We start from the raw sequence: 17422 nt of genomic DNA on the forward strand, positions 1-17422 counted from the left end.
TCAGAATTCTTCCCAGCCGCTGCCTCCCGCTCCTGCGACGACACGCGGTGCCTTCGCCGGCGCGGGCCGTGACGCCGAAGCGGGCGCCGCCGCGATGGCGGCCGTCGCACGCGGGCGCGGCGCCGGCCTGGCCGGCTCGGCCTTCGCCATCAGGGCGCGCAGCTCGCCGACCATGGCGTCGGTCGTCGCCGGCCGTGCCTCGCCCGCGACCCGGAAGCCGCCGACCAGCGCCGCCAGCGCCTGCGTCTCGCCGAGCAGCTCGCCCGACAGCCGCGAGCCCGAATCCGCCATCATCGCGTTCTGCTGGGTCATCTCGTCGAGATGGGCGATGGTACGGGCCATCTCCTCGACGCCGCTCGCCTGCTCGGAGGCCGCGCTGGAGATCTCGCCGATGGTCGTGGCGACGCGGTTCGCCGCCTCGACGATCTCCTCCAGCGTCTTGCCGGCCTCCTTGACCAACCGCACGCCATTGCGGACCTGCTCGCTCGAATTGCCGATCAACCCCTTGATGCCGTTGGCGGATTCGCTCGAGCGCTTGGCGAGTTCGCGCACCTCGGAGGCGACGACCGCAAAGCCGCGCCCGGCATCGCCGGCGCGGGCCGCCTCGACCGCCGCGTTGAGCGCCAGAAGGTTGGTCTGGAAGGAGATCTCGTCGATCATCGTGATGATGTCGCCGATCGAGGCCGAGGCCTGCTCGATGCGCGCCATGGCATCGACCGCGTCGGCGACGGTGGCGCCGCCGCGCGAGGCGACGCGCCGCGCCTCCTCGCCGAGCGAGGCCGCCTGGCGCGAATGCCCGGCGCTGGTCTTGATCGAGGCCGCCAACTCCTCAGTGGTCGCCGCCGTCTCCTGCAGGCTCGAGGCCTGCGCGTCGGTGCGGCCGGCGAGATCGACGCTCTCGCTGGCGACCCGGTCGGCCGCGACCGAGACCTTGCCGGAGATCGCCCCGACCGAGACGACGACCTCGGCCATGGTCTCGATCAGGTCGTTGATGCCGCCGCAGAGCTCGGCCACCTCGCCTTCCTTGCTGGTCATCGCGATGCGCGGCAGCAGGTCGCGGCCCTTGGCGCTGGCGATCACCTCGCGCGCTTCGGCCACCGCCTGGGCCAGCTGGCGCGCCGCCTTCTGCTCGGTGATGTCGGTGGCGTATTTCACCACCTTGAGCGGTCGCCCCCGCGCGTCGAGGATCGGGTTGTAGCTCGCCTGGATCCAGACCTCGCGACCGCCCTTGCCGAGCCGCAGATACTGCCCCGCATCGTATTCACCGCGGCCCAGCCGCTCCCAGAAGGCGCGATAGTCGGGCGAGGACCGGTAGGCCGGCTCGCAGAACAGGCTGTGATGCTGCCCGCGGATCTCGTCCAGCGTATAGCCGGTCACCGCCAGGAAGTTCTCGTTGGCGTCGAGCACCACGCCCTCGGGCGAGAACTCGATCACCGCCATCGCCTTGCGGATCGCGGTGACCTGCCCGGCGAGGTCGGCCTCGTGCAGCTTGCGGTCGGTGATGACGGTGGCGAACTTCACCACCTTCACCGGCCGTCCGGCGCCGTCGAAGACCGGGTTGTAGCTCGCCTCGATCCAGAGTTCGCGCCCGCCGGCGCCGACGCGCAGGAACTGGCCGGCCTCGTATTCGCCCTTGCCGAGCCGCTCCCAGAACGCCCGGTATCCCGGCGTGTCGGCCTCGCCCGGCGGCATGAACAGGCTGTGGTGGCGGCCCTTCACCTCGCCGAGGCGATAGCCGACCGCGCAGAGGAAGTTCTCGTTGGCGTCGAGGATGGTGCCGTCCAGCCCGAAGCTGATCACCGCCATCGACCGGTCGAGCGCCGCCAGCTCGGCCAGGCGCTCCCGGCGCGCCGCGCCGCCAGCAAAAGGATTCAGTCGCATGCCATTCCCCTTCGTCAGCCGCACGGTCCACCGCGATGAGAAAGATGATGCCGGCAAAGGGGTTACGGCAAGATAAACGGCTCACTAACCGCAGCGGGCGAGTGGAGGGGTTACGACGAAAGATGAAGAACAGCGAAGACTGGACACAGCGCCAAGAGGATCGGCGCACGCCAAACAACCATGCCGCCACATCTGTCGTGAGACCTTCGCGCGCCGGCCGAGCGCGCGCCCACCCATGCGGTTCCGCGCGAGCACGCGCACGCGCACGACCGCCGGCAGGAGACCGCCGGCTGTGTCGGGGGCTGCGGGCGCCGCCTCTGCCGGCGCCCGGCTCCAGGGCTCAGCCCTTCAGGCGGGAGCGTTCGTGCTCGACCATGGCCTGCACCGCGGCGACCGCACGCATCAGCGCCTCGGGATCGCGCGAGCGCACCACGACATTGGTATCCGGCCCGGTCTCGGACCAGAAGGGATAGGAGCCGATGGCGCAGTCGGGATGGGCCTTGGCGATCTCGCCAAGCGCGGTGCCGATGTCGCCTTCGCGCAGCCCGGCCAGGACGGTCTCCGAGAGCATGCGCACGCCGGTCTTCAGCGTCGGCGCGACATGGTCGAGCATCGCCTGCATGATCGAGGGCACCCCGGCCATGACATGCACGTTGCCGATGCGGAAGCCCGGCGCCTTGGAGACCGGATTGTCGATCAGGTCGGCGCCCTGGGGGATGCGGGCCATGCGCATCCGCGCCTCGTTGAGCTGGTCCGGCGGGAAGCGCTCGGCCAGCATCGCCACGGCGCGCGGATCATGGTCGATCGGCACGCCGAAGGCGCAGGCGACCGCGTCGGCGGTGATGTCGTCATGGGTCGGCCCGATGCCGCCGGTAGTAAAGACGTAGGTATAGCGCGCCCGGATCGCGTTCAGCGCCGAGACGATCTCGTCCATCAGGTCCGGCACGATGCGGACCTCGCGCAGGTCGATGCCGAGATTGGTCAGGTACTCGGCGATGTAGCCGATGTTCTTGTCCTTGGTCCGCCCCGACAGGATCTCGTCACCGATGACGAGGATCGCCGCCGTCACGGGCGTGCGGGAGGCCGGCGTGCTGCTCTGCGACATAAGCGTGCTTCCGTTGCGGTCGATGCCTTGCTCCTCACGGAGCTACAGCATCGCGCAGCGGCAGGGAATTCGCGTTCGCGGCAGGGGGCCACGCGGCCGGCGCGCCCGCTCAGGCGGCGCCGCGCTCGTAGACCAGGTTGAGCCGGGTCTGCGCCACGAGGCGATAGCCCTTGGCCACCAGCAGGCCGGCAAGGTCGGACTGCCAGCGCGTCCGCGAATCCTCGACGATGATGAAGCCGGGCCAGAGCGCCTCGGGCGCATCGCGCAGGAAGGGCTCGAGGATCAGGTCCTCGGCGCCCTCGACGTCGAGCTTGATCGCGTCGATGCGCTCGTAGCCCTCGCCCTGCACCAGCGCGAGCAGCGTCGTCGCCGGCACGCGCACCGAGGTCGCGCTGCTGGAGCGCAGGATGCGCACGCTCGACTCGCCCTTGTTGGCCGGGTCGAGGAAGAGCGTCAGCTCGCCCGACTTGTCGGCCAGCGCGCAGGCGATCGCCTTCACCGTGCCGAACGGGTTCTGCCCGATATTGTAGGTGAGCCGCGCGAAGATCTCCGGCTGCGGCTCGACCGCGAGGATGCGGGCGCGCGGCCCGGCCTTGGCGGCGACGAACAGCGAATAGGCGCCGATATTGGCTCCGACATCGATGAAGCAGAAGCCCTCGCCGATGCGCGCGGCGAGCAGCTCGCGCTCCTTGGCGTCGAAATATTGCGGCGTGAACAGCACGCGCTTCTCGCAGACATTGCCGTCCGGATAGAGCCGCATGCGCGCGCCGAGCGACTCGACGTCGACCGGTCGGCCCTTGAGCGAGCGCAGGCCGAAGCGCCGGAGCGCAAAGGCGATCTTGCGACCGAGGAAGGAATCGGACGCCGCGCGCGTCCACGCGATGACGCGGGCCATCGCGCCTTGCGGCGCATATGCGCCGAAGGGCTTGTCATCGCGGGATTGCATATCGTTCAGTGCCATCGTGCCGGCTGATACACCTCGCGCCCGCGAAGCGCCAGCCTTGCGCGCTCGAGACCGCGCGCGGCTTGCACGGGCCGCCAAACCCAATAGATAGAACGGCAGAGGAGCGATCCCCGGAATGACGCTGAACGAAACCTTCGCCCGCCGCCGTGATCCCGCGATCAAGCTGCATGGTCCGGACGCCTTCGCTGCGATGCACAAGGCCGGGCAGCTGACGGCGCAGGGGCTCGACATGCTGGCCGCCGAAGTGCGCCCCGGCGTCACCACCCAGCGGCTCGACGACCTCGCCTTCCAGTTCGCCATGGATAACGGCGCCCTGCCGGCGACGCTGTTCTATCGCGGCTACACCAAGTCGATCTGCACCTCGATCAACCATGTCGTCTGCCATGGCATCCCCGACGACAAGCCGCTGCGCGAAGGCGACATCCTCAACATCGACTACACGCTGATCGTCGACGGCTGGCACGGCGATTCCAGCCGCATGTACGGCGTCGGCGAAATCCCGCGGAAGGCCGAGCGGCTGATCGAGATCACGCTGGAATGCCTGCGGATCGGCATCGCCGCCGTGCGTCCCGGCGCCACCACCGGCGATATCGGCTTCGCCATCCAGCGCTATGCCGAGGGCGAGCGCTGCTCGGTGGTGCGCGACTTCTGCGGCCACGGGCTCGGCCAGCTCTTCCACGACGCGCCGAACATCCTGCACTATGGCAGCCCCGGCGACGGCCCGGTGCTCAAGCCCGGCATGATCTTCACCATCGAGCCGATGATCAATCTCGGCAAGCCGGACGTGAAGGTGCTGCGCGATGGCTGGACCGCCGTCACGCGCGACCGTTCGCTCTCGGCGCAGTTCGAGCACAGCATCGGCGTCACCGAGACGGGCTGCGAGATCTTCACCCTCTCGCCCGCCGGCCTCGACAACCCGCTCGCCAGGCGATGAGCGAGGGCGGCGGGGCCAGGAACGGCAAGCCTGCCGCCGGCGCCCCGGCCTCCCCGCACCATCTCGGCCATCGCGACCGGCTGCGTCAGCGCTTCGCCGAAGCCGGCGACGCCGCCCTGCCCGATTACGAACTGCTCGAGCTCTTGCTGTTCCGCTCGATCCCGCAGCGCGACGTCAAGCCGCTCGCCAAGCAGCTGATCCAGCATTTCGGCTCCTTTGCCGAGGTGATCGGCGCGCCCGCCGCCCGTCTCACCGAGGTGAAGGGCGTCGGCGAGAGCGTGGCGCTCGACCTCAAGATCGTCGAGGCGGCGCTGAAGCGCACGATGAAGGGCGAGGTCGCCCGCAAGACCGTGCTCTCCTCCTGGTCGGCGGTGATCGACTATTGCCGCATGGCGATGGCCTTCGCCGAACGCGAGCAGTTCCGCATCCTCTTCCTCGACAAGAAGAATGCGCTGATCGCCGACGAGGTGCAGCAGACCGGCACGGTCGACCACACCCCGGTCTACCCGCGCGAGGTGATGCGGCGGGCGCTGGAGCTCTCGGCGACGGCGCTGATCCTGGTTCACAACCACCCGTCGGGCGACCCGACGCCGTCCGGCGCCGACATGCGCATGACCCGCGAGCTGGTCGACATCGCCAAGCCGCTCGGCATCGCGATCCACGACCACATCATCGTCGGCCGCGACGGCCATGCCAGCTTCAAGGGCCTCGGCCTGATCTGACGGAACACCGGCGCGGCGCCCGCGTTAACGCCGGCCTTCCTGCTCAGGAAACGGGCAGGGCTTCGCCGAATGGCTGGCAACGCACCTCTTCCCGAACCGCTCCGAATGGGCATAGGCTGACCGAAACGGGGACGGTGGCGGCATGGTCGCATTCGACGAGATGACCGGCGGAGAGGGCGGCCTGCGGTCGGCCTATGGCGAGCTCGATCGCTGGTTGAAGGAGGCGCCGCCCGAGACGCTGGCCCTGCGCCGTTCCCAGGCCGAGCTGTTCTTCCGCCGCATCGGCATCACCTTCGCCGTCTATGGCGAGGAGGAGGCGACCGAGCGCCTGATCCCCTTCGACATCATCCCGCGCGTGCTGACCAAGCCGGAATGGACCAAGCTGGAGAAGGGGCTGCGCCAGCGCGTCACCGCGCTCAACATGTTCCTCGCCGACGTCTACGGACCGAAGGAATGCATCAAGGCCGGGATCATCCCGCCCGAGCTGGTCTATCGCAACGCCAGCTATCAGGTGCAGATGCTGGATTTCCAGGTGCCGCACGGCATCTACTGCCACATCGCCGGCATCGACGTGGTGCGCGTCGACGCCGACACCTTCTATGTGCTCGAGGACAATGCCCGCACGCCGTCCGGCGTCTCCTACATGCTGGAGAACCGCGAGGTGATGCTGCGGCTCTTCCCCGAGCTGTTCGCCACCCATCGCGTCGCGCCGGTCGACAACTATCCCGACCAGCTCCTGGCGACGCTGCGCTCGGTGGCGCCGCGCAGCGCATCGTCGGACCCGACGATCTGCCTGCTGACGCCCGGCCAGTACAATTCGGCCTTCTACGAGCACTCCTTCCTGGCCGACAAGCTCGGCGTCGAGCTGGTCGAGGGTTCCGACCTACTGGTCAAGGACGACGTCGTCTACATGCGCACCACGCAGGGGCCGAAGCGCGTCGACGTGATCTACCGGCGCATCGACGACGACTTCCTCGACCCGCTGGTCTTCCGCAGCGATTCCGTGCTCGGCGTGCCGGGCATCGTCGGCGCCTACAAGGCGGGCAACGTCACGCTCGCCAACGCGATCGGCACCGGCGTCGCCGACGACAAGGCGGTCTACAGCTACATGCCCGAGATCGTGCGCTTCTTCACCGGCGAGGAGCCGATCCTGAAGAACGTGCCGACCTGGCGCTGCCGCGAGCCCGACGCCCATGCCTATGTGCTCGACAACCTGGCCGAGCTGGTCGTCAAGGAGGTCAACGGCTCCGGCGGCTACGGCATGCTGGTCGGCCCGCATGCCAGCAAGGCGCAGATCGAGGATTTCCGGAAGAAGCTGAAGGCGCATCCGGACGGCTTCATCGCCCAGCCGACGCTGGCGCTCTCCACCTGCCCGACCTTCGTCGCCTCCGGGGTCGCGCCGCGCCATGTCGACCTGCGCCCCTATGTGCTCTCCGGCGCCAACGGCATCTCCTGCGTGCCAGGCGGCTTGACCCGCGTGGCGCTGAAGGAAGGCTCGCTCGTCGTCAATTCCAGCCAGGGAGGCGGCACCAAGGATACCTGGGTGCTCGACGCATGACGCACGGCGCCCGCCACACGATCCCATCACGCCGATCGCTCACGGAGCGCACCTCTTGACCATGCTCTCGCGTACCGCCGACAGCCTCTACTGGGTCTCGCGCTATGTCGAGCGGGCCGAATACCTCGCCCGCATCCTCGACGCGACCATGCGGCTCAGCAACCTGCCCTCCTCCTATGGCGGAGCGGGCAGCGAATGGCAGAGCGCAGTCGCCACCGCCGGCTGCGAGGACACCTTCGCCAAGGCCTATGGCGAGGCCAACGAGCGCAATGTCCGCGACTTCCTCGCCTTCAACCCGGACAACCCGTCCTCGATCCGCAACTGCTTCGCCCTCGCCCGCTCCAATGCGCGTGCGGTGCGCACCGCGCTGACATCGGAGATGTGGGACGCGCTCAACGGCGCCTGGCTCGAGCTGCAGCGCTTCGAACGCCGGCCTATGGACCGCGAGGAGTTCGCCCGCTTCCTCGACTGGGTGAAGAACGTCTCGCTGGTCTTCGACGGCTCGGCCTACCGCACCATGCTGCGCGACGATGGCTACTGGTTCCTGCGGCTCGGGGTGAACATCGAGCGCGCCGACAACACCGCCCGCATCCTCGACGTGAAATATCACCTGCTGCTGCCGGCCAACGAGCAGGTCGGCGGCTCGCTCGACTACTTCCAGTGGACCACGATGCTGCGCGAAGTCTCGGCGCTGACCGCCTATCACTGGGTCTACCGCCAGGCCGTGCAGCCGATGCTGGTGGCCGACCTGCTGATCCTCAACCGGCGCATGCCGCGCTCTCTGGCGAGCTGCTATGAGAACGTCTCACGCTATCTCGACCAGCTCGGCGAGGCCTATGGCCGCCAGGGCGCGGCGCAGCGCCAGGCCAGGCGCACGCTGACCAAGCTCGGGAGCACGCCGATCGAGGCGATCGTCAAGCGCGGGCTGCACGAGTTCATTTCCGACTTCATCGGCGAGAACAACCGCCTCGGAAACACCATCGTCGAGCAGTATCTGCAATAGGAGCGACGCCGCTCCCCGGCCCCGACATCACGAAGCCCGCCATGCGAATCCGCGTCTCCCACAGCATTGCCTATTCCTATGCCGAGCCCGTGCGCCAAATCCGGCAGGTGCTCCGGCTGACGCCGCGCGACCATGACGGCCAGCATGTCGTGTCCTGGCGCGTCACGCCGAGCATCGACGGGCGCCTGCATGCCGGCCGCGACCCGTTCGGCAATATCAAGCATGACTTCTCGGCGGACGGCCCGATCGAGAACTACACGATCGACATCGAGGGGCTGGTCGAAACCAGCGACCTCGCCGGCATCGTGCGCGGCGCCAGCGAGCCGCTGCCGCCCGAGATCTTCATGCGCGAGACGCGGCTGACCGAGCCCGACGATGCCCTGCGGGCGCTCGCCGGCCAGGCCATGGTCGAGGGCACGGACCTCACCCGGCTGCACACGCTGCTCGCCACCCTGCATCGCGGTATCGCCTGCGTCCCGACCGCGGACCGGCTCGGCCAGGGCGCCGCGGCCTGCGTCGCGGCCGGCGAAGGCATTCCGCAGGACGTTGCGCATGTCTTCATCGCCTGCGCGCGCCTGCTCGGCGTGCCCGCCCGCTACGTCGCCGGCTATGTCGCGGCATCCGAGGGGCTGCCTCATGCCAACGGCGCCCATGCCTGGGCCGAGGCCTGGCTGCCGGACTATGGCTGGATCGGCTTCGACTGCGCCAACGGCATCTGCCCGGTCGACACCCATGTCCGGGTTTCCACCGGCATCGACTATGCCGACGCGGCCCCCGTGCGCGGCGCCCGCACCGGCGGCAATGGCGAGAGCCTGCTCGTCGCCGTCAGCGCCCGCGACGCCTCGGCGCAGCAAGTCCAGTAGCCGCGCGCCCGGCGGGCGATTGCCGCCCGCCGCCGGCGCTGTTACCCAGCAGCCGGCCGCCCCGGCCCGGAGACCAGACCCGTGACCTATTGCGTCGGCATCCTCGTCAAGGACGGCCTCGTCATCATGGCCGACACCCGCACCAATGCGGGCCTCGACGACATCTCGACCTTCCGCAAGCTGCACGTCTTCTCCTGGCCGGGCGAGCGCACCATCGCGCTGGCGACCGCCGGCAATCTCTCGATCAGCCAGTCCGTCGTCAGCCTGCTGCACGAGGGCGTGCCATCGCCCGAGACCGGCGAGGTCGAGACGCTGCTGGAGATGCCCTCGATGTTCCGCGCCGCGCAGCTGGTCGGGCGCGCCATCCGGACCGTGCGCGAGACCGACGGCCCGGGCCTCCAGGAGGCCGGGCTGAAATTCGACGTCTCGATGCTGCTCGGCGGCCAGATCAAGGGCGGGCCGATGCGGCTCTTCATGATCTACTCGGCCGGCAACTCGATCGAATGCGGCATCGACTCGCCGTTCCTCCAGATCGGCGAGCACAAATACGGCAAGCCGATCCTCGACCGCGCCGTGACCTTCGGCACACATCTCTACGACGCGCTCAAGGTCGGGCTGATCTCGATGGATTCGACCATGCGCTCCAATCTCGGCGTCGGCCTGCCGATCGACCTGCTGGTGCTGCGCCGTGACGCCGACGAGCCGGAGCTGAACTACCGCATCGAGGCCGGCGAGCCCTATTTCAACGATCTGCGCGAGCAATGGTCGGCCGCGCTGCGCGCCGCCCATATGGCGATCCCGCGCCCGCCCTACGGGCCCGGCAGCGACTGAGCGGCGAAAAACGAGCCGCCGGGCGACGAAATTAGCCCGAGAATTATTCGAAAGGCCCGGTTCGGAAACGGAGTGGCAAGAATCGACCGCCAGAGTGACGGTTCGATTGGTGCTGGGCGGGTCTTCGTGTTTTGCCTCCACTCCCCAAGATGACGAACGCCGAATCCTCGGCGCGGTTGCTGACAGGCACCATCGCGTCGCTCGCCGGCGCGTTCGTCGTCGTGCTGGCGGCCGCGGTGGCGCTCGCCTTCGGCATCATGACCAACGCCAACGACCTCGAAGCCGCGCGCCAGAACGACCGGCTCGACGCCGCGATGAATGCCGAAGTGCTGCTGCGGCGGGACAATCTGCGCACCGTGCGGGCGCTGAAGCCGCTGCTCGACGCCGGCCTGCCCCATGCCACGCTGCAATGGTCGTTCAGCCTGATCGCCGAGCGCCTGCTGGAGTTCGATGGCAGCTTCCTCGTCACGGCGGCTGGGAGGCTCCTCGCCGGCGTCGAGAATGGGCGCCCTGCCACCCAGGCAGGTTACGATGCCTTGCGCCGCCTGAAGCCCGGCCTGCCGGGTGGGAATTCAGCCGGCCAGTTGCCCCCCGCCGGCCATCCGCCCCCCCTGCCGCTGTTCAGCATCGTCAACGATAACGGCCAGATCACCAGCATCGTCGTCGCCACCATCGCCGACGACGACATCGTCAACGCCGCCACCCGCGAGGCGGCGTTCGTCGTCGGTTATCGCAGGGCTACGCCCGCGCGCATCGCCGCGCTGGGGCACCGCCACCGCATCGACGATCTGCATGTCGTCACCGACAAGCCCTCCGACGCCCTGCTGCGCCGGCCGATCCCCTCCCCCGACGGTCAGGTCGCCGCATGGCTGACCTGGCAGGCCTCGCGGCCCGGCGACGCGATGCTGCCGCGCTTCGCCTGGGCGCTCGGCATCGTCGCCATTCTGCTCAGCAGCATCTTCGCCTATGTCTGCCGGCGCCTCGGCCATGCCGCCCAGCAGATCGCGCTGCGCGAGCGCCAGATCCAGCGCCTCGCCGGCCAGGACGAGCTGTCCCGCCTGCCCAATCGCCGTACCTTCGACCGGCGCCTCGACCAGGAGATCGCCCAGCTCGACCGCAAGGGCAGTCCGCTCGCGGTGCTGCTGATCGATCTCGATCGCTTCAAGGCGGTCAACGACACCTATGGCCACAATGCCGGCGACGAACTCGTCCGCCAGGTCGCCGGCCGCCTCGCCGCCATGCTGCGCATCGGCGACACCGTCGCGCGCCTGGGCGGCGACGAATTCGGCATCATCATGACCCATCTCGGCCAGCCGGGCGACAGCGCCGCGCTCGCCCAGCGCATCCTCGACACCCTGGCCGAGCCCTTCGAGGTCGGCGGCGTCACGGTCTCGATCGGCTGCTCGATCGGCATCGCCCACGCCCCGCAGGACGGCAAGGACCGCGCCACACTCATGCGGCGCGCCGACGCCGCGCTCTACCAAGCCAAGAACGAGGGTCGCAACCGCTACGCCTTCTTCGAGACCCAGATGAACGCGGCGCTGCAGATGAAGCGCACGGTCGAGGACGAGCTGCGCAGCGCCATCGCCCGCGACGAGCTCACCCTGCACTACCAGCCGCAGGTCTCGATCGACGGCACCAAGATCATCGGCCTCGAGGCGCTGGTGCGCTGGCCGCATCCCGTCCACGGCATGATCCCGCCCTCGGAGTTCATTCCGATCGCCGAGGAGCGCGGCCTGATCATGCCTCTCAGCGAATGGGTGCTGCGCCGGGCCTGCGAGCAGGCGCGCCACTGGCCGGGCGTCAAGCTCGCGGTGAACGTCTCGCCGATCCAGTTCCGCCACAAGGATTTCGTCGCCAGCGTCATCCGCATCCTCGACGAGACCGGCTTCGACCCGGCGCGGCTGGAGCTGGAGCTGACCGAGGGCGTGCTGGTCGACGACGCCGACGCCGCGGAGAATGCGATGATGGATCTGCGCTCGCACGGGGTCAGCCTGGCGCTCGACGATTTCGGCACCGGCTATTCGAGCCTGATCTATCTGCGGCGCTTCGCCTTCGACAAGATCAAGATCGACCGCTCCTTCCTCGAATACATGGAAGCGACCGGCGAATCCGCGATCCTGGTCCACTCGGTCGTGCATCTCGGCCGGGCGCTCGGGCTGCGCGTCTGCGCCGAGGGTGTCGAGACGCCAGAGCAGCACCGCTTCCTGCAGGCGGTCGGCTGCCACGAATTGCAGGGCTTCCTGTTCTCGCGCCCGGTCCCGGCCGAGGCGATCGATACCCTGCTGGCGCGCGAAAGCCCGTTCGCCGCCACGCAGACCGCGGCCTGACGCATCTGGCTTCAGACTAGCAGCCCGGCGATCCCGCTGACCAGCGCATAGGCGAAACCGGCCGAAAGCATCAGGCCGACCGCGCCGATCGCCGCGCCAGCCAGGATCAGCACGCCATCGCGCTCGACAAGGCCGAGCCCGACCAGGCAGACGGCGAGGCCGAGCGGGATCTGCCCGATGAAGGGCGCCGAGACCACGAGCCCGATCGACAGCACCAGCAGCACCGCGCCGAGCACCGGAATCGCACGCGGCCCGCCGAGCATGGTCAGCCGGGCGCGCGAGACGCGCTCGAGCCGGATCAGCGGCGGCAGCGCCCGCTCGACGGCACGCACCAGGTCAGGCTGAGCGATGGAGCGCGCCAGCAGGCGCTGCGGCAACCAGGGCATCGCCCGGCCCATCAGCATCTGCGCCGCGACGAAGGCCAGCACCAGCCCGCAGACCAGCGGGATCGGCGGCGGCATCGGCAGGCAGTTGGGCAGGCCGAGCAGCACCACCAGCAGCGCGTAGGCGCGATCGCGCAGCGCGGCCACGATGTCGCCGACGGCGACGCGCGGCCCGGGCAGGGCCGCGATCGCGACGAGCAGATTGGAGGTGCGCAAGGGCGAGGACAAGCGGGGCCGCCAGCAGGAAGCAGGGGCTGCGGCCTAGCATGGCGGCGGGCGCGGCAACAAGCCTGCGCCACGCGCCCCCTCAATGCAGCAGCAGCTCCCGCGCCGCGACGATCTCCGCCGGCTTGATCAGCCGGGCATGCGCCACCGTCACCGAATGCAGCGCTCCGTCGAGTTCGCGCCGCCAGAAGTCGAGGAAGTGCCGCAGCTCGGGAAAGCGCGGGGCCAGGTCGTAGTCCTGCCAGATATAGCTTTGCAGCAGGCGCGGATGGTCGGGCATCCGGTAGAGGATCGTCGCCGTGGTCAACCCGTAGCCGGCGAGCTGGCGGGTGAAATCGCGTGAAGCCATGACCGATACGCTCCTTGTTCCAAAGGAAGGCCAGTCGACATCATCGAGGCTGCGCCTCGTTGGTTAACGAAAGCTTGCGGCAACCACGACAGCTTGCGAGGATCGCCGGAGGTGGGGGGCGCCGGCTCTGCCGGCGGACGGATCGTCATGGCGTGGCAGATCCGCATATCGGCCGTTCTGCGCGCGTGGCTATGCCGCGCGGCGGTGCTGCTCGCCTGCCTTCCGGCGGACAATGCCCAGGCCGACCCGGCCTTTCACCTGCGCGATCCGGACTGGCTGGTGATCTTCGCCTCGATCGAAACCGCCAGCCGCAAGACCCATGCCGCCGTCGGCATGAAGCGCGCGCTCGGCGCACCGCGCCTCGATTCCAGCGGCTTCCGACTCGGCGTCAAATGGGGCGAAAGCGTCGAGCCGGCCGAGCGGCGCCCGCGCCACGGGCGGCAATACCGCACCGAATTCCACGCGACGCTCGGCTATGAACGTCGCATTGGCGATAGTTTCCTGATGGTCTCGGCCGGCCCGGAACTGAGCGCCGCCTATGTCGAGACCCGCACGCGGCGGCAGCTGTCGCAGCGCCTCCGCCCGCGGCTCCAGCTCGATCTCTGGATGACGCCGAGCGACACCACCTTCGTGCAACTGGGCGCGTACCTCATTCCCGGCACCGACAGCCGCATCTGGGCCCGGCTGGCGGCGGGCTGGGCCCTGGCGCCCGGCGTCTATGTCGGCCCGGAGACGGAAGCCTATGGCGAGGGCGACTATCACAAGCTGCGCCTCGGCCTGCACCTGACCGGCCTGCGCCTGCTCGGGCTGCGCTGGCGCATCGCGCTCGGCGGGCAGGTCAGCCGCAACGAGCCGGGCGGCTTCTACGCCGTGCTCGGCCTCAACTGGTTGCGCTGAGGCCGCGGCTCAGGCGACGGGATCGCGGCCGGTGAGCGCCTTGAGCGCGGCGGGCGTGTCGATGTCGAGCGCGATCGCCGGATCGTCGAGCGGGACCTCCGCCACCGCGTCGCCGGCGGCGTCGAGCAGGCGACGGGCGCCCTGGTCGCCGTCGAGCGTCGCGACCTGCGCGAAGGCTGCACGGGACAGGAGCACCGGGTTGCCGCGCTCGCCCAGCAGCGTCGGCACCACCGCCAGCGCCTCGGGCCGGTCGGCGAAGGCTTGCGCCAGCCGGCCGATGACCTCCGGCGTGACGTTCGGCATGTCTCCGAGCGCGACGACCACGCCCGCGGCCTCGGCCGGCAGCGCCGCGATGCCCGCCTTCAGCGAACTGGCCAGCCCGCTCTCATGGTCGGGATTGGCGACGAAGGCGACATCGAGCCCGTCCAGCGCCGCGCGCACGCGGTCCTGCTCATGGCCGGTGACGACGAGCACCGGCCCGGTCGCCGCGCCGAGCAGCGCCTCCACCGCATGGCGCACCATCGGCACGCCCCTCACTACCTGCAGCAGCTTGTTCGCCTCGCCCATCCGGCGCGAGCGGCCGGCCGCCAGCACCAGCCCGGCGACGGGCTTCACCGCGGCACGGCCCGGCGCACGCGGCTGCGGCCGCGAAACGATCTCCATCAGCAGGCCGCCGACGCCCAGCGCCTGGATGTCGGCCCGCTTCAGCGGCAGCCCCGCCAGCGAGCGTTGCAGCACCCAGTCGAACCCGTTCTCCTTGAGCGAGCGCGCGCAGCCCGGCGCGCCGAGCACCGGCTTGCCCTCGATCTCGCCGAGCATCAGCAGGTTGCCCGGATCGACCGGCATGCCGAGGTGCTCGACCCTTCCCCCGGCCTCGACCAGCGCCTGCGGAACGATGTCGCGCCGGTCGGTGATCGCCGAGGCGCCGAAGACGACGACGAGCTCATCCGGCCCTGCCGCCGCCTCGCGGATCGCCTCCGCCAGCGCCGCCGTCTCGTGCGGCACGCGCCGCTCGAGCCCGATCGCGGCGCCGGCCGGCGCCAGCCGCTCCGCCATCACGCGCAGCGTCTTCTCCACCACCGAGGGCTTCAGCCCGGGCAGCAGCGTCGAGACCACGGCGACGCTCTTCAGCCGGTATTCCGTGACCGCGATCGGCTTGTCCGCGCCCAGGCGCTCCAGCGCCTCGTCGATCCGCGCCTGCGGCACGGCATAGGGGATGATCTTGACGGTGGCGACCATCTCGCCCGCGACGACCGCCTTGAGCGGCGGCAGGGTCGCGATGGTGATCGCCTCGTCCACCGCGTTCAGCGCATCGACCGTCGCCGCGTCGATGGACAGAACGCCGGCTGCGGCCGCGAACAGGTTCACCCGGCCGGTGAACGGCGCCTCGGTCACCACCGCGCGGCCGGCGAGCGCGCGCGCCAGTTCCTCCGCCGCCGCGTTCTCGTCGACGTCACCGGGCTCGAGCGTCACCGCGACGATCTCGGCGACGCCGGCCGCGGCGAGCCGCCGGGCCTCCTCCTCGCCGATGGTCGCGCCCTTGCGCACCACCACCTCGCCCGCCCGCAGGCTGTGCGCCGCGATGCAGCCGACGGCGTCCGCGATCGCGACCGGACCGAACTTCATGGCAATGCTCCTTCCCGGCCCTCAGGCCGGCCGGCGCCGCGGCCCGCGCAGCGCGGCGACGATCTCGCCGAGGACGGACAGCGCGATCTCGGCCGGCGAGACCGCGCCGATGTCGAGCCCGACAGGCGCGTGGATGCGGCCGGTATCGGCGGCCGAGAACCCGGCCTCCGCCAGCCGTTCGAGGCGGCGGCCATGCGTCTTCCGGCTGCCGAGCGCGCCGATATAGAAGCAGTCGGAGCGCAGGGCGGCCTGCAGGCCGGGATCGTCGATCTTGGGATCGTGGGTCAGCGCCACGAAGGCGGTCCAGGCGTCGAGCGGCACCCGCGCCAACGCCGCCTCCGGCCATTCAGCCAGCAGCGCGACATCGGGAAAGCGCTCCGGCGTCGCGAAGGCGCTGCGCGGGTCGATCACCACCATGTCGAGGTCGAGCAGGCGCGCCATCGGCGCCATGGCCTGCGAGATATGGACCGCCCCGGTGACGACGACGCGCGGCGGCGGCGCCTGCACGGTCAGGAACAGCTGCTGCCCATCGGCCTCGACGGCGCCGCTGCGGCCGCTGCGCAGTTGGCGCTCCAGCACCGCGGCCAGCGGATCGCTTGCGAGCCCGGCTTCGGTCACCAGACGCTGCCGGCCGGTCGCGACCTCGGTCACCAGCACGACGGCGCGGCGCGCGGCGCGCTCCGCATTGAGCGCTGCGAGCAGGGAGAGATCCATGGCTAGCCCTTGTCGGTAGCGAGCTTTAGGCCGAGCGCGATCATCAGCGAGCCGCCGAGCCAGCGGCCGAAGGCGAAGCCGGCGCGGCTCGCCTTCATCGTCTTCATCACCAGCGAAGCGCCGAAGACCGTGACGAGATCGGCCGAGGAGAAGGCGAAATTCACCACCGTTCCGAGAATGAGGAACTGCGCCCAGACCGGCAGCGACGCCGCCGGATCGACGAATTGCGGCAGCAGCGCGATGAAGAACAGCGCCACCTTCGGGTTCAGGATCTCGACGATGAAGGAATCGAGCAGCGCCCGCTTCACCGTTTTCGGCGGCGCCGGCGGGCTCTCGGCGCTCTGGCCCATGCGCGAGCGGATCATGCCGATGCCGAGCCAGACCAGATAGAGCGCGCCAGCGAGCTTCACCGCTAGATAGAGCTCCGGCACGTGCTTGAACACCGCCGAGAGCCCGAAGGCGGCGGCCATGACATGGACATAGCAGCCGAGATGAATGCCGAGCATCGCCATCAGCCCGGCACGCCGGCCATGCGCAATGGTCTGGGCGGCGGTATAGAGCAGCGCCGGGCCCGGGAAATAGGCCACCAGCAGTGTCAGCGTCGCGAAGGCGACGAGGGTCTCCCACGAGGCCATGTGGCGTATCCCTCAGACCGTGACGGGTTCGACATAGACGGCGATGCGCCCGCCGCAGGACAGGCCGACCTGCCAGGCGGTCTCGTCGGCGACGCCGAACTCCAGCCGGCGCGGCCGGCCCTCGGCGATGACCTCGGCCGCCTCCGCCACCACCGCGCCCTCGACGCAGCCGCCGGAGACCGAGCCGAGGAAGTTCCCCGTCCCGTCGATCACGAGATGCGAGCCGACCGGGCGCGGCGCCGAGCCCCAGGTCTCGACCACGGTCGCGATGGCGACGCCGCGGCCTTCGCGCGCCCAGCGCTCGGCCTCGGCGAGGATGTCGGTGTCTGTGCTGATCATCGGAAGACCTCGCGGGACGAGCGAACGACGACCGCTTTCGCCATGGCGCGCGACGGCAATGCG

17 protein-coding genes are annotated in these 17422 nt (G+C 69.8%); 8 read left to right on the forward strand and 9 right to left on the reverse strand.

From position 1 onward, the window contains the following. From ABE438_RS00310 to ABE438_RS00320, 3 genes are all read right to left on the reverse strand, one after another. Positions 1-1881 carry a methyl-accepting chemotaxis protein gene (locus ABE438_RS00310; RefSeq protein ID WP_346500095.1) on the reverse strand — a complete coding sequence of 627 codons (1881 nt, stop codon included), beginning with the start codon at positions 1879-1881 and terminating at the stop codon, positions 1-3. Between the two features lie 340 nt (positions 1882-2221). Further along, positions 2222-2986, reverse strand: a complete 765-nt coding sequence (locus ABE438_RS00315; protein WP_346500096.1) for a competence/damage-inducible protein A — start codon at positions 2984-2986, stop codon at positions 2222-2224. Positions 2987-3095: 109 nt separating this feature from the next. After that, entirely contained in the window at positions 3096-3881 is a 786-nt protein-coding gene (locus tag ABE438_RS00320) for an FkbM family methyltransferase (RefSeq protein WP_465248527.1), read from the reverse strand. Positions 3882-4065: 184 nt separating this feature from the next. On the opposite strand from ABE438_RS00320, the gene map reads away from it, so the two are divergent. From map to ABE438_RS00355, 7 genes are all read left to right on the forward strand, one after another. Next, positions 4066-4884 carry a type I methionyl aminopeptidase gene (gene map / locus ABE438_RS00325; RefSeq protein ID WP_346500100.1) on the forward strand — a complete coding sequence of 273 codons (819 nt, stop codon included), beginning with the start codon at positions 4066-4068 and terminating at the stop codon, positions 4882-4884. Next, positions 4881-5606: a RadC family protein gene (radC, locus tag ABE438_RS00330; RefSeq protein WP_346500102.1), complete on the forward strand. Its 726-nt coding sequence runs from the start codon at positions 4881-4883 to the stop codon at positions 5604-5606. The genes map and radC overlap by 4 nt, the downstream gene beginning before the upstream one ends. A gap of 142 nt (positions 5607-5748) precedes the next feature. Then, positions 5749-7164 (forward strand): circularly permuted type 2 ATP-grasp protein, encoded by a 1416-nt coding sequence (locus ABE438_RS00335; protein ID WP_346500104.1) that lies wholly within the window; start codon positions 5749-5751, stop codon positions 7162-7164. 61 nt (positions 7165-7225) lie between these two features. After that, positions 7226-8167, forward strand: coding sequence for an alpha-E domain-containing protein (locus tag ABE438_RS00340; protein WP_346500106.1), 942 nt, complete (start codon positions 7226-7228; stop codon positions 8165-8167). A gap of 41 nt (positions 8168-8208) precedes the next feature. After that, entirely contained in the window at positions 8209-9030 is an 822-nt protein-coding gene (locus ABE438_RS00345; protein WP_346500107.1) for a transglutaminase family protein, read from the forward strand. 81 nt (positions 9031-9111) lie between these two features. Beyond that, positions 9112-9861 carry a proteasome-type protease gene (locus ABE438_RS00350; RefSeq protein WP_346500109.1) on the forward strand — a complete coding sequence of 250 codons (750 nt, stop codon included), beginning with the start codon at positions 9112-9114 and terminating at the stop codon, positions 9859-9861. Between the two features lie 149 nt (positions 9862-10010). Then, the gene (locus tag ABE438_RS00355; protein ID WP_346500111.1) at positions 10011-12191 is read left to right on the forward strand and encodes a putative bifunctional diguanylate cyclase/phosphodiesterase; all 2181 of its coding nucleotides are present in this window, start codon (positions 10011-10013) and stop codon (positions 12189-12191) included. An 11-nt stretch (positions 12192-12202) separates the two neighbouring features. Here ABE438_RS00355 and ABE438_RS00360 read toward each other — a convergent pair whose 3' ends face one another. Beyond that, positions 12203-12802, reverse strand: a complete 600-nt coding sequence (locus ABE438_RS00360) for an exopolysaccharide biosynthesis protein (protein WP_346500113.1) — start codon at positions 12800-12802, stop codon at positions 12203-12205. 79 nt (positions 12803-12881) lie between these two features. Further along, on the reverse strand, positions 12882-13148 hold the full coding sequence (locus ABE438_RS00365; RefSeq protein ID WP_346500114.1) for an usg protein: 267 nt from the start codon (positions 13146-13148) through the stop codon (positions 12882-12884). Positions 13149-13295: 147 nt separating this feature from the next. Here ABE438_RS00365 and bcsS point away from each other — a divergent pair, with 147 nt between their 5' ends. Then, positions 13296-14045 (forward strand): cellulose biosynthesis protein BcsS, encoded by a 750-nt coding sequence (gene bcsS, locus ABE438_RS00370; protein ID WP_346500116.1) that lies wholly within the window; start codon positions 13296-13298, stop codon positions 14043-14045. Between the two features lie 9 nt (positions 14046-14054). Here the strand turns inward: bcsS and ABE438_RS00375 are convergent, their stop codons facing one another. From ABE438_RS00375 to ABE438_RS00390, 4 genes are read right to left on the reverse strand one after another with little or no spacing between them, the layout of a single operon-like run. Then, positions 14055-15671 (reverse strand): molybdopterin-binding/glycosyltransferase family 2 protein, encoded by a 1617-nt coding sequence (locus ABE438_RS00375; RefSeq protein WP_346500118.1) that lies wholly within the window; start codon positions 15669-15671, stop codon positions 14055-14057. Between the two features lie 21 nt (positions 15672-15692). Further along, positions 15693-16385 (reverse strand): XdhC family protein, encoded by a 693-nt coding sequence (locus tag ABE438_RS00380; protein ID WP_346500120.1) that lies wholly within the window; start codon positions 16383-16385, stop codon positions 15693-15695. A 2-nt stretch (positions 16386-16387) separates the two neighbouring features. Then, complete coding sequence (locus ABE438_RS00385; protein WP_346500121.1) at positions 16388-17020, reverse strand: LysE family translocator; 633 nt, start codon at positions 17018-17020, stop codon at positions 16388-16390. Positions 17021-17032: 12 nt separating this feature from the next. Next, a complete protein-coding gene (locus ABE438_RS00390; protein WP_346500123.1) occupies positions 17033-17359 on the reverse strand; it encodes an XdhC family protein in 327 nt (108 codons plus the stop codon). Positions 17360-17422 lie beyond the last annotated feature (63 nt).

Origin of the sequence: Allobosea sp. TWI1241, from assembly GCF_039673065.1 — a bacterium.
In the GTDB taxonomy this organism is placed as follows: Bacteria; Pseudomonadota; Alphaproteobacteria; order Rhizobiales; family Beijerinckiaceae; genus Allobosea.

Bases quoted from the DNA above. Each gene is read 5' to 3' on its own strand.
- ABE438_RS00310 (WP_346500095.1), bottom strand. From the start codon at position 1,881: ATGCGACTGAATCCTTTTGCTGGCGGCGCGGCGCGCCGGGAGCGCCTG.
- ABE438_RS00315 (WP_346500096.1), bottom strand. From the start codon at position 2,986: ATGTCGCAGAGCAGCACGCCGGCCTCCCGCACGCCCGTGACGGCGGCG.
- ABE438_RS00320 (WP_465248527.1), bottom strand. From the start codon at position 3,881: ATGGCCCGCGTCATCGCGTGGACGCGCGCGGCGTCCGATTCCTTCCTC.
- map (WP_346500100.1), top strand. From the start codon at position 4,066: ATGACGCTGAACGAAACCTTCGCCCGCCGCCGTGATCCCGCGATCAAG.
- radC (WP_346500102.1), top strand. From the start codon at position 4,881: ATGAGCGAGGGCGGCGGGGCCAGGAACGGCAAGCCTGCCGCCGGCGCC.
- ABE438_RS00335 (WP_346500104.1), top strand. From the start codon at position 5,749: ATGGTCGCATTCGACGAGATGACCGGCGGAGAGGGCGGCCTGCGGTCG.
- ABE438_RS00340 (WP_346500106.1), top strand. From the start codon at position 7,226: ATGCTCTCGCGTACCGCCGACAGCCTCTACTGGGTCTCGCGCTATGTC.
- ABE438_RS00345 (WP_346500107.1), top strand. From the start codon at position 8,209: ATGCGAATCCGCGTCTCCCACAGCATTGCCTATTCCTATGCCGAGCCC.
- ABE438_RS00355 (WP_346500111.1), top strand. From the start codon at position 10,011: ATGACGAACGCCGAATCCTCGGCGCGGTTGCTGACAGGCACCATCGCG.
- ABE438_RS00365 (WP_346500114.1), bottom strand. From the start codon at position 13,148: ATGGCTTCACGCGATTTCACCCGCCAGCTCGCCGGCTACGGGTTGACC.
- bcsS (WP_346500116.1), top strand. From the start codon at position 13,296: ATGGCGTGGCAGATCCGCATATCGGCCGTTCTGCGCGCGTGGCTATGC.
- ABE438_RS00375 (WP_346500118.1), bottom strand. From the start codon at position 15,671: ATGAAGTTCGGTCCGGTCGCGATCGCGGACGCCGTCGGCTGCATCGCG.
- ABE438_RS00380 (WP_346500120.1), bottom strand. From the start codon at position 16,385: ATGGATCTCTCCCTGCTCGCAGCGCTCAATGCGGAGCGCGCCGCGCGC.
- ABE438_RS00385 (WP_346500121.1), bottom strand. From the start codon at position 17,020: ATGGCCTCGTGGGAGACCCTCGTCGCCTTCGCGACGCTGACACTGCTG.
- ABE438_RS00390 (WP_346500123.1), bottom strand. From the start codon at position 17,359: ATGATCAGCACAGACACCGACATCCTCGCCGAGGCCGAGCGCTGGGCG.